Source organism: Neisseria shayeganii (assembly GCF_014054965.1).
Taxonomy (GTDB): Bacteria; Pseudomonadota; Gammaproteobacteria; order Burkholderiales; family Neisseriaceae; genus Eikenella; species Eikenella shayeganii.
Map to the genome: position 1 here is coordinate 1379507 of NZ_CP059567.1, position 13837 is coordinate 1393343.

Sequence of the window (13837 nt, forward strand, 5' to 3'; positions counted from 1 at the left end):
GTCATTGTGGCCGATTGGCCGGCAAGATGCAAGGCCGCAGCCCGCCCTTGTCTGCCCTGCCTTGCGCCGATATACTGCGCTGCAACATCAGTTTCCGGAATTTTTACCATGCGCATCCTGCATACCATTAACGAGCTGCGCGAATGGCGCAAACAGGTTTCCAACGTGGCCTTTGTGCCCACCATGGGCAATCTGCACGCAGGCCATCTGGCCCTGGTGCGCGAAGCCGCCCGCCGTGCCGACCATGTGGTAGTGAGCATTTTCGTCAACCGCCTGCAATTCGGCCAAGGCGAAGATTTCGACCGCTATCCGCGCACCCTGGCGCAAGATGCGGAAAAGCTGGCCGGCGCTGGCGTGGCGGTGGTGTTCGCGCCCGACGAAACCGAACTGTATCCCAACGTCAGCCAACAATACAATGTGGAGCCGCCCCATCTGCAAAACGAACTGTGCGGCGCCTTCCGCCCCGGCCATTTTCGCGGCGTCGCCACCGTGGTCACCAAACTCTTCAACATCGTCCAGCCCGATGTGGCCTGCTTTGGCAAAAAAGACTACCAACAGCTGGCCATCATCCGCGGCATGGCCGCCGACCTCAATATGCCGGTGGAAATCGTGCCGGTGGACACCGGCCGCGCCGAAGACGGCCTCGCCCTCTCCAGCCGCAACCAATACCTCAGCGCCGAAGAGCGGCAAACCGCCCCCCAGCTCTACCGTGAGCTGCAGGCCGTTGCCGCCGCCATTGCCGCCGGCGAACGCGATTACGCCGCGTTGGAACAACAAGCCATACAGCGCCTGCAGCAGCAAGGCTGGCAGGTGGATTATGTGGAAATACGCCACGCCGACACCCTTCAGGTAGCCCATGTCGGCGACAAAGCCTTGGTGGTGCTGGCCGCCGCCCGCCTCGGCCATACCCGCCTGATCGACAACTTGGAAATCCATTTGGCTTAATACTTGTCGTCCACTCACCTGACCTGAGCACACACCTTCAATCCGCCGACAGGCTACCTGAAACACTTCCGCCCTTCGGAAACCGTTTCAGGTAGCCTGATTTTACCTGGCTCTGTCAGAAAACCGCCCGCCGTCCGTCTATTCAGGCACATCCATTTCTTCCCATGCGAGGTTGACCATGTTGAACCAAACCATCCGCAGCCTGTCTGCCCTGTTGCTGTGCGGCATACTTTCCGCCTGCTCCGGCACCGGCGGCCGCCCCGCCCCCGCGCCCGAAGCCGGCTTTGCCAACCGCCTGCACACCCTGCAAACCGCCGAAGGCAAACCCGTTTCCGCACTGCTCCAGGCAGACAAACCCACCCTGGTAAAATTTTGGGCCAGCTGGTGCCCCTTGTGCCTAGCCGAGCTGGAACACACCGCCCGCTGGCAGCAGTCACCCGAATTCGCCCAAGCCAACCTGATCACCGTCGCCTCACCCGGCTTTCTCGGCGAAAAACCCCAGCCCGACTTCGGCCAATGGTTCGGCAAACTCGATTACCCCGGCCTTCAGGTAGCCTTAGACGACGGCACCCTGGCCAAACAGGCCGGCATCGGCGTGTACCCCAGCTGGGTGTTGCTCTCGCCCCAAGGCGACATCCTGCGCGTGCACAAAGGCAGCCTCAACCAAACCCAAGCGCAAGCCCTGCTCACCCAACCCGATATCGACCTCGCCACCGTCGGCAAGCCCTATTTTCCCAATGCCCAAGGCCAAAGCCGGCCGGCAAACGTCAAAACCGTTTATCTGGCCGGCGGCTGCTTCTGGGGCCTCGAAGCCTATCTGCAACGCATTCCCGGCGTGGTGGACGCCGTATCCGGCTATGCCAACGGCCAAACCGAACAACCCAGCTATGAAGAAGTGATCCGCGGCAGCGGCCACGCCGAAACCGTGCGCGTCGATTACGACCCCGCCCGCCTCAGCCTCAACGACCTGCTGCGCTACTACTTCCGCGTGATCGACCCGCTCTCGCACAACAAGCAAGGCAACGACGTCGGCATCCAATACCGCACCGGCATCTACCACACCGACGAAGCCGACGTGCCCGTGATCCGCGCCGCCTTGGCCGCCGAACAGCAGAAATACGGCCGCCCCTTGGCCGTGGAAGCCGAAAAACTGCGCCACTTCTACCCCGCAGAGGATTACCACCAAGACTACCTGGTGAAAAACCCCAACGGCTACTGCCACATCGACATCAAACTGGCCGACGTGCCCTTAGAGGAAGCGGGCAGCACACCCGCCCCCAGCGGCCAAGGCTTTAACCCCGCCACCTATCGCAAACCCGACGATGCCACTCTGCGCCGCATCCTCACCCCCGAGCAGTATCACGTTACCCAAGAAGCCGGCACCGAATACGCCTTCAGCCACGAGTACGACCACCTGTTCGACCCCGGCATCTACGTTGACATCGTCAGCGGCCAGCCCCTGTTCAGCAGCCGCGACAAATACGATTCCCAATGCGGCTGGCCCAGCTTCACCCGTCCCATCCGCCCCGACGCCGTAACCCGCCGCGACGACTTCAGCTACCACATGCACCGCATCGAAGTACGCAGCAGTGCCGCCGATTCCCACCTCGGCCACGTCTTCGACGACGGCCCCAAAGACCGCGGCGGCCTGCGCTACTGCATCAACGGCGCCAGCCTGCGCTTCATTCCCGAGGCACAAATGCGGCAACAGGGCTATGGCGACTACTTACCCGATATCCGCTGACCCAATCCGCTTTTCAGGTAGCCTGAGACCTTTGCGAAACCCTCAGATGTGGATGCAGTTCAAGGCGTAGCAGCGCAACGAACGTGAACGCTAGGAATCCCCGTGGGACAGACATATCATCTAGATAGGCAAGTGAGCGAGCAGTACCCATAGGGCATAAATGCACAACGCAGAAATGCGCCGCAGATGGGGGTTTTGCAAAGGTCTCAGCCTGAAGCCCACAACGGCTACCTGAAAGCAAGGCACGCATAAACAAAAGGCACTTCATCGAAAATGAAGTGCCTTTTGTCTGCGGAAAAGTGTGGCTACACGGTCCAGATACCCCGCTCAACGCCATTCAAACTTCAACAGCCGCAGCAGCAAAAACAGGGTAATCAGGCTTACCAGCAGGTAAATGCTGCTGGAGGTGCCGTGCCAGGCGGCGAAGCTGCCGCCCACCCAATCGTGCAGCCAGTAGGTTTGTTTTTCCCGCAGGGCTTTGATTACCGGAGTAATCAAAAACTGGGAAGCGGCCAGCAGCAGCCAGGTAAAGGCCACGATTTTGCCGGTGTGGCTGCGTTCGTATCGGTGGCCTTGCGCAGAACGGCCGGCCAGATAAACCAAGCCCCACACCAGCAGCCCGGCGTAATTGACCACATCGAACAACACGCCGGCCAGATAACCCGCCTGCTGTTGCGGCAGCTGTTGAAACAACAGCGGCGCCACGCCGTAGCCGGCCAAAATATACGCACCAAACCACAAACACATCAGAAAAACCAAGAGCTTACTGAAAAACACGATAGACGCCTTTCTGCCGGAAAATGGAAACGCCCGCCAGTGTACCGCATTTGGGCGCAGACTTCAGGGAAATAGCAGTTTGCGGTACAATCGCCGCCTTTCTTTTCCGCCGCTGCCGCCATGTCGAAAAAGCCGAAACACGAACTCGAAAACAACAAATTAAACAAACGTCTGCGCCATGCCGTCGGCGACGCCATCAACGATTTCAATATGATTGAGGCCGGCGACAAAATCATGGTCTGCCTCTCCGGCGGCAAAGACAGCTACGCCTTATTGGACATTCTGCGCCAGCTGCAGGCCAGCGCCCCGATTGATTTCGAGCTGGTGGCGGTTAACCTCGACCAGAAACAGCCCGGCTTCCCCGAACATGTGCTGCCCGCTTATCTGGACAGCATCGGCGTGCCTTACCGGATTGTGGAAGAAGACACTTATTCGGTGGTCAAGCGCGTGATTGAAGAGGGCAAAACCACCTGTTCGCTATGCAGCCGCCTGCGCCGCGGCGTGCTCTACCGCGTGGCCAAAGAGCTGGGCTGCACCAAAATCGCGCTCGGCCACCACCGCGACGACATTTTGCAAACCCTGTTTCTGAATATGTTTTACGGCGGCAAACTGAAAGCCATGCCGCCGAAACTGGTATCCGACAACGGCGAACACATCGTGATCCGCCCGCTGGCGTATGTGAAGGAAAAAGACTTGGAGCGCTACGCCGAACTCAAGCAGTTTCCGATTATTCCCTGCAATCTGTGCGGCTCCCAGCCCAATCTGCAGCGCCAAGTCATCAAAGAAATGCTCAACGACTGGGACAAACGCTTCCCCGGCCGCATCGAATCCATGTTCTCCGCCCTGCAAAACGTGGTGCCTTCCCACCTGGCCGATACCGAACTGTTCGATTTTGCCGGCCTTACCCGCGGGCAAACCCTCAAACACGGCGGCGACTTGGCTTTCGACCGCGAAAACGTGCCCGTGCAATTTTCAGGTAGCCCGGAAAACGGCAGCACAGCCGAACCCCACCCGCGCAAAGTCATCAATATTCTGGCCAGCAAACCGAAATAACACCGCTATGCACCGTCTTGCCCCGCCTTTCGCCTTTATCGGCCTCCTGTTGCTGATCAATCTGCCGATTATTCTGCTGTCTTTTCTGATCCAGTTCAGCAGCGCCTTGCAGGAAGGCGGTTTCCGCACCGCGCTGATTGTGTGCGGCAGCCTGGTTTATGCCCTGAGCGCAGCGGGCATGGCATTCTGGTTTTGGCGCATTTACCGCCGCCGCACCCAGCCGGAGCACTTCGCCGCCCCCGCGCAAACGCCATCGGTCGGGCGCCAACTGCTTTGGTCAGCGGTCTATCTCGGCCTGCTACTGGCTTTATCTCCGGTGTATGAAGCCGTCTGCTCGGCACTCGGCCTGCCCGGCTGGGAAAACCTGGCCAACCAGCAGGCGCTGGAAGCCTTATTCAGGCAAATGCCGCTGTTGCTAGCTGTCCATTCGGTGCTGTTTGCGCCAGTGGCCGAAGAGTTGCTGTTCCGCGGCATTTTCTTCAGCGGCTTCGGCCGGCTGGAGCAGCGCGGCAAACGCTATGCCCTGCTGGCATTTTCTGCGCTGCTGTTCGCCGCGGTCCACGCCCTGCCCACCGAACCCGGCTTTCTGCTGTATTTCTGCATGGGCTGCGTGCTCGGCGGCGCTTATCTGCACACCCGCCAGCTGCGCTACCCGGTTCTCGTTCATGCCCTCAACAACCTACTCGGGATAGCCGCATTTTATTTCCCGCAACAATAAATAGCTTCTGCCGTCATTCAAGAGTCCTGATTCTGTTTGCTTACCTCAAGAAGCGGTGCCGGCCAATAAACCAAGGCTAGGTGCATTGATGTATTGAAAGCAGCCGCCATCAAGTCACACCAATGCCCTTTGCCCAGCCCCATCGCAACAGTGCGGCACGTGCGGTCGCAGAAGTCTCGTAAGGCAGACACATCAGATAAGTAGAGTAGGAATAGTTTTGCAAAAGCATCAGGCTACCTGAAACTTTTTCAGGTAGCCTGATGCTTATTCTGGCGCTCCATCACACAATCCAATGGTTGTAAGCCGAGACGATTTATCCTGCTCCGGGGTTCCGTTTACATCCCGCCTTGCTGCAAACGGGCAATCCGATCATCCAGCGAAGGATGGGTGCTGAGCAGCGATTTGAATTTGTCGCCGGCGATGCCCATCGCGGTCATCTCTTGCGGCAAACGGCTTTCGCTGCCTTTCAGGCGTTGCAGCGCGGCAATCATTTTCGGCGCGCCCACCAGCTTGGCGGCGCCGGCATCGGCACGGTATTCGCGCTGGCGGCTGAACCACATCACAATCAGGCTGGCCAGAAAACCGAACACCAGCTGCAACACCGAATTCACCAAAATATAAACGCCATAATTGCCCTGCTGGTGCCCACGTCCATCCCGAGTGCGGCCGGCGGCCACCACATTGGCAATCAGGCGGGATAAGAAGATCACAAAAGTATTCACCACGCCTTGAATCAGGGTGAGCGTGACCATGTCGCCGTTGCCGACGTGCGCCATTTCATGCGCCAACACGGCTTCCACTTCGTCGCGGCTCATGCGCTCCAGCAGGCCGGTACTCACCGCCACCAAAGATTTGTTGCGGCTGGCGCCGGTGGCGAAGGCGTTCGGCTCGGGCGAAGCATACACGGCCACTTCGGGCATTTGCAGATTCCATTGTTTGGCCTGCGCCTCCACCACCGCCAGCAGCCAAGCCTCGGTTTCGCTGCGCGGCTGGGTAATCACATAAGCGCCTACCGCACGCTTGGCACTGCTTTTTGAGGTAAACAGGGAAATCAGCGAACCGGAAAAACCGATCACGGCCGACATCAACAGCATGCCGTACATTTCTTGCGGATTAATGCCCAATAAGCCCAAGATCAGGCTGAGAACGAACAGAACGGCCAGATTGGTGGCCATAAAAAGAAAAATGCGTTTCACGGTATCTAAATTTCGGTAGCGGCCGGTGGCCGGGTTGTGTGTGAAAAATTCCGCGCCAACTGCCCGGAGACGAGAAGATGGCTGTTCAGCTGGCCTGGCAGGCGGGCTGTGGACGGATATTGTTATGCGGTACTGGCCGAACAGACCCAAGCAGCATCAATCCACTTGGGCGATGGTCTGCCCGACATGGCGCAGCGGCGACAAGGTGGCTTCCAAATGCGCCTGGGTTTGGCGGAATTTGGCCAACTCTTGCGCATTCAGCTTTTTCGCCGGCAACGCAACCGCCACCGGGTTCACTGGCTGGCCGTTGAGGCGCACCTCGTAATGCAGGTGCGGACCGGTGGAACGGCCGGTACTGCCCACGTAGCCGATGATTTCTCCCGCCGCTACGCGCATTCCCGGCGCAGCAGTGGTGGAAAAGGCGCTCATGTGGGCATACAGGGTTTCCATGCTGCTGTTGTGGCGCAAAACCACGGTGTTGCCGTAACCGCCTTTCCACCCGCGGAACTCCACCACGCCTGCGGAAGGCGCACGAATCGGCGTACCGGTGGGGGCAGCATAGTCGATACCGGTGTGCATACGCAAGCCACCCAAGACGGGATGGATGCGCAAGCCGTAAGGCGAACTGATGCGGCTGCCCGCCACCGGCTGGGTTTCAAAACCTTTTTTCAAAGGCTGGCCCTTGGCATCGTAATACTGGCCGCCACCGTCTTCACCGAAATAATAGGCGCGGTACAACTCGCCTTTATGGGTGATTTCCGCGCTCAAAATATCGCCGGTGGCCAGCTCCTGGCCGCGGAAATACATGCTGTCATACAGCACGCGCACGGTATCACCGCGCTCCAATTTGCTCAGATCCAAACTGTCGCTGAAAATCTCTTTCAGCGATTCACGCACTTCCACCGGAATGCCGGCCTGCGCCAACGAGCCGGTGAGCGAAGATTTGATGACCACCGCTTTCAGGCTGGGCATGGTTTCGGTTTGCACCTCGCCCACTTGGGCGCGCCAATGGCCGTCGGCCAGCTCCAGCGCAATCAAATTGCGCTCGCCGTTGTCGTCATCATTAAAAAACTGAACGTGGGTGGGATTGCCGCGCGTATCAATCTGCATGCTGATCACCTGATCGGGGCGCAACTGCAGCAGTTTGGTGTCGATGGGGCTCTCGCGCAGAATGTTTTGAATGTGGCGCTCGTCAATGCCGAAGCGGCCCAATACCAGGCTGAGGTTGTCGCCCGCTTGCACCACCTCGTCGCGCCAGTAGCTGGCGGCGGGCGGGGTGCCGCGGACATAAACGGAAGGCAGGGTTTCCAATACCCGCTTGCTTTCATGAGCCGGTACCGCGGCGGGCGGTTCGCTGAGGGCATAAGCGGCAACGATGCCGCTAAAAGGCAGAACGGCTGCCAACAGAGCCAAACGGACTCGGCGGCGGCGCCAGATAGATGGTGAATCGGTCATGCGTATTCCTGTGGCCGGGACTCGTCCCGCTCAAACATCATCAAAACGGACGGGCAACTGCTGGCCGGACTTATCTCTTGCTGCTTACAGCGGGAATCCGGCACCAGTAGCAATAATGGTGCCATTTTAAGCCAAAAACCAGAGCCAACCTTGCTGATTTTGCGGCATTTTACGTATCAAACAGGCAGGTAAATGCGCATGAAATTCGTGTTAACAAAGACTTCAGGTAGCCTGCACCGCGAAACCAGGCTACCTGAAAAAATATGTAAATGCGAAATAAGCGGCTTATTTTTTGTCGCCTTCGGCCACAAAAACAGGCAGATCAACATCGGGAGCTGACTCTGCGCGGCAGATAAATTCCGCCAGCGTCATGTCGGTGGCGGCCAAGGCCGGCTCCATCACCTGCTGCACGGCGCGGCCGACATCGTCCTTTTCGTTGTCGCTGCTGCGGTAAACAAACAGGCTGAACAACTCGCCCACGCGGATGTGCTCCGGCGCGGTTTTCAAGAGCCAGTTGCCGTGCCGGCTTTGCGTGATGTAGCCTTTGAGCGCCAGTTTTTCCAGCAAATCGCCCAATTCGTCGTAACCCATATTGATGTGGCTGCGGAACTCCTGGATTTTGATGCTCTGGCCTTTGTCTTGCGCCTGGCTGAGCAACAGCAATACTTTCAACACATCGTCGAAACGGCCGCCGTTGCCGAACTCGCGGCGGAAGGCATCGCCTTCCCAGTAAGACAGCGAAGCCGTCAACACCGCACCGGTGAGGATCACCATCCACATCAGGTTCAACCACAGCAGGAAAATCGGAATCGCGGCGAAGGTGCCGTACACCAGCTGGTAGCTGTTGAAGTTGCCCACATAAAAGGCGAAACCGCGGCGCAACAATTCCAAACCCACGGCCGCGAATACGGCGCCGATCAGGGCATGGCGGGCGGGAACAAAACGCGCCGGCACCAGTTTATACAGCAGCCACAAAGCGGCGGCCGAACCCACCAGCGACACCAGCAACTGCACGGTATTGGCCAACAGCGGATAATTGAGATAGAAGCTGGTACGCGCCCACACCACGCCCCAGGCGGACATGCCGATGCCCAACACCAAGGGGCCGAGACTGAGCAAAGCCCAATACACCAAAAAACGGGTGAGCACATTGCGCGTGCTGTTGACCCGCCAAATCTGATTGAAGGTGCGTTCGATGGTTTGGATCAGCATCAGCGAGGTCACCATCATCATGATGATACCGATGGCGGTCAGCTTGCTGGCTTGGTCGCGGAACTGAAACAGGTATTCGCTCACCGCATCGGCGCCGGCCGGCATCAGCGTTTGCGTGATCAGCTGATTGAACTGCGCGGAAACGTCGGCAAACATGGGAAACGCCGACACCACCACCAGCATCACCGTAATCAGCGGCACCAAGGCCAGCAAGGTAGTAAAGGTAAGGCTGGAGGACACCTGCGGTACGTTGACTTCGTTGAAGCGGTCGTAAAGAAAACGGGCAAAAGCCCAAGAACGGCTGCGGCCGAAGCGCTGAAACGATTTTTTGAATGACATGCGGTCTTTCTGTGTGTTGTGTCTGTATGTTGTGTAGAAAATAACAGGCAGCCTTGCTGCTGCTTTTATCAAGGGCAAGGCCATAAAATCAGGCTACCTGAATATTTTTCAAGCAGCCTGAAGAAATTTGGCCGTCGTTTAACGGCTTCGGCACCCCACAGGCTACCTGAAAGGTTTTCAGGTAGCCTGAGACCTTTGCAACCACCCAGATGTGGATGCAGTTCAAGGCGTAGCAGCGCAGCGAGTGTGAACGCCAGGAATCCCTGTGGGACAGACATATCACACGATAGGCAAGCGAGCGAGCAGCACACAACGCAGAAATGCGCCGCAGATGGGGGTTTGCAAAGGTTTCAGCCTGTAAAGCAAGCAGCTAAGCCAAGGGGGCCAACAGCCGTTCAAAAGCGGCCTCAAACTGTTTCAAGCCGTCGTCCTGCAAACGGGCGGCCAACACTTCAAGGTCCACGCCCAGCGCGGCCACCTCAGCCAACACCGTCTCGGCCTCGGCAACAGCGCGGACCAAACTCGCTTCTGCCTTGCCGTGCGCCAAGAAAGCGTTTAGGGTGGCTTCCGGTACGGTGTTTACCGTCTGCATGCCGATGAGGCTGTCCACATACAAGGTGGCCGGATAAGCCGGATTTTTCACGCCGGTGCTGGCCCACAGCAGACGCGGCGCTTGCGCGCCTTGCTGTTGCAAAGCCAGCCAGTCGGGGGCGGAAAAATACTGCTGCCAGTCGCGGTAAGCCGCTTTGGCCAGCGCAATCGCGGTTTGGCCCTGTAAGTGTGTCGGCAAGGTGGCATCCAGCGCGGCATCAATACGCGAAATAAAAAAGCTGGCCACCACCTGAATGCCGCCCACTTCGCCGCCGGCACTCAACCGCGCGAGTATGCCTTCCACATAGGCCGCATAAGCCGCCTGTACTTGGCGGCGTGAAAACAGCAGGGTCAGATTCACCTGGATGCCCTCGGCCACCAAAAAGGTTAAGGCGGTCAAACCGGCATCGGTGGCCGGCACCTTAATCATGGCGTTCGGACGCTTGATCAGGGCCCACAGCCGTTTTGCCTCGGCCACCGTGGCCGCAGCGTCGTGGGCCAACTCCGGCGCCACTTCCAAGCTGACCAAGCCGCCGCTGCCGCCGGAAGCCTCATATTCGGCCAGGCAGACATCGCAAGCAGCCTGCACATCGGCCACCGCCAGGGTCTCATAACGCGCTTTCGGGCTCACATCTCGCTGTTTGAGCTGCGCCACCTCCTCCGCATAGCAAACGTCCGAAGCAAACGCTTTCTCGAAAATAGCCGGATTGGAGGTCACGCCGCTTACGCCTTGGCGCAGCATCTCGGCCAAGCCGCCGCTGCGGATCAGCGAGCGCGACAAATTATCCAACCAGATTTGTTGGCCGTGCTGTTTGACTTCCTGCAAAATGCCCATAAAATCCTGACCTCCGTAAAGCGTTTTCAAAGCGCAAACAACTTACCCGATTCCGGCTGCCGCCGCAAGCCGGATGCCGAAAGCCCGTCATGACCACCGATCCGCAATCTTTTCTCGCCTGGGCGCGCGAAGTGCTCGCCATTGAAGCCGACGCCCTCCGCGCCCTTGCCGATGACCTCGACCACAACTTTCCCCTCGCCTGCCGCGCCATTTTAGACTGCCCCGGGCGCGTAGTGGTGAGCGGTATGGGCAAAAGCGGCCACATCGGCCGCAAAATCGCCGCCACCCTAGCTTCCACCGGCACACCCGCCTTTTTCGTCCACCCGGCTGAAGCCGCACACGGCGACTTGGGCATGATTGTGGACGGCGACGTGGTGCTGGCGATTTCCAATTCCGGCGAAAGCGACGAACTCTTGGCCATCATGCCGGCGCTCAAACGTAAAAACGCCACCCTGATTGCCCTTACCGCCCGCCCCGAATCCACACTGGCGCGCCATGCCGACATCCATTTAACCGTGGCCGTGCCGCAGGAAGCCTGCCCGCACGGCCTCGCCCCCACCAGCAGCACCACGGCGGTGCTCGCCTTGGGCGACGCGCTGGCGGTGGCCCTGCTGCGCGCCCGCGCCTTCACGCCCGACGACTTCGCCCTCAGCCACCCGGCCGGCAGCTTGGGCAAACGCCTGCTGCTGCACGTCTCCGACGTGATGCACCACGGTGAAGCACTGCCCGTGGTGCGGCCCGACACCCCGTTTGCCGACCTGATTGTGCGCATGAGCGAAAAAGGCTTGGGCATGGTGGCGGTGACCGACCAAGCAGGCTACCTGAAAGGCATTTTCACCGACGGCGACCTGCGCCGCCAATTCCAACTCGGCCGCGAATTGCACGGCCTGACCGCAGCCGACGTCATGGGCACCCGCCCCAAAACCATCACCGCCGACAAGCTGGCCACCGAGGCGGTGAAAACCATGCAGCAAAACCGCGTCAACGGCCTGTTGGTCACCGACACCGAAGGCAAACTCATCGGCGCACTCAATATGCACGACCTGCTGAAAGCCCGCATCGTGTAACTTTCAGGCTGCCCGCTGCGCCGACAGCCCTTGCTCGGGCCTCCATCTACACAGGCTAAAACCCTTGTCCCCCAGATGTAGAGACTGTTTAAGAGGCAGTACAATCAACATCACCGCCGGACATCCTCGTTGGGCAGGCAACTCTCATACCGGCTAAGCAAGCGGATGGTCTTCTTGGGCAGAAACGCGCAGGGCGAATCGGCTGCTTGCGAAACCATCAGGCTACCTGAACACCTTTCAGGTAGCCTGAAATCCGATACCGGCCACGCCGTTTCAAAGATATAATCCGCCGCCCTTCCCCATTCATTTTACTGCCGAGTTTACGCATGAAAGACACCCCGCCCGCCGCCGGCGTCCGCCGCCATCTCAAAACCCGCCATCTTTCGATGATTGCCATCGGCGGCAGCATCGGCACCGGCCTGTTTATGGCCAGCGGCAGCGCCATTCACGAAGCCGGCCCCGGCGGCGCGCTACTGGCCTACGCCGCCATCGGCCTGATGGTGTATTTCCTGATGACTTCATTGGGCGAAATGGCCACCTATCTGCCCACCTCCGGCTCATTTGCCACCTATGCCGCCCGCTTTGTCGATCCCTCACTCGGCTTTGCTTTGGGCTGGAATTACTGGTTCAACTGGGTAATCACGGTGGCGGCCGATATTTCGATTGCCGCGCTGGTGATCACCTATTGGGAACCGATGCGCTTTCTGCCGCCTTGGGGCTGGAGCCTGCTGTTTTTCGGTCTGATTTTCCTGCTCAACACCCTATCTGTAAAAGCTTACGGCGAATCCGAATACTGGTTTGCCTTAATCAAAGTGATCACCGTGGTGGTGTTTCTGGCCGTGGGCGTGCTCACCATTCTCGGCATTTTGGGCGGCCAATATGTGGGCCTGAGCAACTTTACCGCCGGCGATGCGCCGTTTTTGGGCGAGGGTTTTTCCGGCGGCTTCTTTACCGCACTGGGCGTGTTTCTGATTGCCGGCTTCTCCTTCCAAGGCACCGAGCTGATCGGCATCACCGCCGGCGAATCGGAAAACCCGCAGCACAGCATTCCCAAAGCCGTCAAACAGGTTTTCTGGCGCATCCTGATTTTCTATGTGCTGGCCATTCTGGTGATCGGCCTGCTGATTCCCTATACCAGCCCCGATCTTTTGGGCGCCGATGTGGACGAAATCGCCAAATCGCCCTTCACCTTGGTTTTCGAACGGGCCGGCCTGGCTTTTGCCGCCGCGGTGATGAATGCGGTAATTTTGTCGTCGATTTTATCGGCCGGCAATTCGGGTATGTACGCCTCCACCCGCATGCTGTATGCCATGGGCAACAGCGGCATGGCCTATTCCGCCTTCGGCCGGGTCAACGGATACGGCGTACCGATGAGCGCCCTATTCGCCACCGGCGCCGTGGCCCTGCTGATTTTTCTGGTGCAGATGGTGAGCGACGGCGCTTACGAATACATTGTGGCCGCTTCCGGCCTCACCGGCTTTATCGCCTGGCTGGGCATTGCCCTCAGCCACTACCGCTTCCGCCGCGCCTACTTGGCCCAAGGCGGCAAACTGGAAGAGTTGGCATACCGCGCCAAATGGTTTCCCTTCGGCCCGCTACTGGCCTTGGCACTGTGCGTGCTGGTCATCCTCGGCCAAGACACCCAATGGCTGCTGCGCGGCGAATTCGATGCCGGCCGCCTGCTGATCACCTATATGGGCCTGCCCGTATTCTTCGGCTTCTATCTCTACCACAAGCTGCGTTACCGCACCCGCAAAGTGCCTTTAAACGCAGTCAACTTAAGCCGCCATGCCGATTAGACAAATACTTCAGGTTACCTGAAGCATTTTCCATACAAGCCGTTCAGCATACCGAAACAAAACAAAAGGCTACCTGAAAACAAGCTGCGCCAGTTTCTGCACAGCC

11 protein-coding genes and 1 pseudogene are annotated in these 13837 nt (G+C 58.8%); 6 read left to right on the plus strand and 6 right to left on the minus strand.

All coding sequences use genetic code 11. The features are described 5' to 3' along the window. The first annotated feature begins 108 nt into the window (after nt 1-108). Nucleotides 109-945: a pantoate--beta-alanine ligase gene (gene panC, locus H3L94_RS06695; protein ID WP_182121384.1), complete on the plus strand. Its 837-nt coding sequence runs from the start codon at nt 109-111 to the stop codon at nt 943-945. 178 nt (nt 946-1123) lie between these two features. Continuing rightward, a complete protein-coding gene (gene msrAB, locus H3L94_RS06700; protein WP_182121385.1) occupies nt 1124-2689 on the plus strand; it encodes a bifunctional peptide-methionine (S)-S-oxide reductase MsrA/peptide-methionine (R)-S-oxide reductase MsrB in 1566 nt (521 codons plus the stop codon). A 13-nt stretch (nt 2690-2702) separates the two neighbouring features. Here msrAB and H3L94_RS12495 read toward each other — a convergent pair. Beyond that, nucleotides 2703-2890: pseudogene (locus tag H3L94_RS12495) on the minus strand (ATP-dependent exonuclease). Nucleotides 2891-3016: 126 nt separating this feature from the next. Next, entirely contained in the window at nt 3017-3466 is a 450-nt protein-coding gene (locus tag H3L94_RS06705; RefSeq protein WP_182121386.1) for a DUF4149 domain-containing protein, read from the minus strand. A gap of 120 nt (nt 3467-3586) precedes the next feature. Between H3L94_RS06705 and ttcA the strand changes: the two genes are divergently transcribed. Together ttcA and H3L94_RS06715 are read left to right on the plus strand one after the other, a co-directional pair. Beyond that, a complete protein-coding gene (ttcA, locus tag H3L94_RS06710) occupies nt 3587-4519 on the plus strand; it encodes a tRNA 2-thiocytidine(32) synthetase TtcA (RefSeq protein WP_182121387.1) in 933 nt (310 codons plus the stop codon). A 7-nt stretch (nt 4520-4526) separates the two neighbouring features. Then, a complete protein-coding gene (locus tag H3L94_RS06715; RefSeq protein ID WP_182121388.1) occupies nt 4527-5237 on the plus strand; it encodes a CPBP family intramembrane glutamic endopeptidase in 711 nt (236 codons plus the stop codon). A gap of 335 nt (nt 5238-5572) precedes the next feature. Here the strand turns inward: H3L94_RS06715 and htpX are convergent, their stop codons facing one another. The 4 genes from htpX to tal form a co-directional block, all read right to left on the minus strand. After that, a complete protein-coding gene (htpX, locus tag H3L94_RS06720; protein WP_182121389.1) occupies nt 5573-6433 on the minus strand; it encodes a protease HtpX in 861 nt (286 codons plus the stop codon). Nucleotides 6434-6589: 156 nt separating this feature from the next. Next, complete coding sequence (locus tag H3L94_RS06725; protein WP_182121390.1) at nt 6590-7888, minus strand: M23 family metallopeptidase; 1299 nt, start codon at nt 7886-7888, stop codon at nt 6590-6592. A 285-nt stretch (nt 7889-8173) separates the two neighbouring features. Then, nucleotides 8174-9439 carry a YihY family inner membrane protein gene (locus H3L94_RS06730; protein ID WP_182121391.1) on the minus strand — a complete coding sequence of 422 codons (1266 nt, stop codon included), beginning with the start codon at nt 9437-9439 and terminating at the stop codon, nt 8174-8176. 370 nt (nt 9440-9809) lie between these two features. After that, nucleotides 9810-10865 carry a transaldolase gene (gene tal / locus H3L94_RS06735; RefSeq protein WP_182121392.1) on the minus strand — a complete coding sequence of 352 codons (1056 nt, stop codon included), beginning with the start codon at nt 10863-10865 and terminating at the stop codon, nt 9810-9812. Nucleotides 10866-10954: 89 nt separating this feature from the next. On the opposite strand from tal, the gene H3L94_RS06740 reads away from it, so the two are divergent. Next, entirely contained in the window at nt 10955-11932 is a 978-nt protein-coding gene (locus H3L94_RS06740) for a KpsF/GutQ family sugar-phosphate isomerase (RefSeq protein WP_182121393.1), read from the plus strand. Nucleotides 11933-12258: 326 nt separating this feature from the next. Further along, nucleotides 12259-13731 (plus strand): amino acid permease, encoded by a 1473-nt coding sequence (locus tag H3L94_RS06745; RefSeq protein WP_182121394.1) that lies wholly within the window; start codon nt 12259-12261, stop codon nt 13729-13731. The last annotated feature ends 106 nt before the right edge of the window (nt 13732-13837 follow it).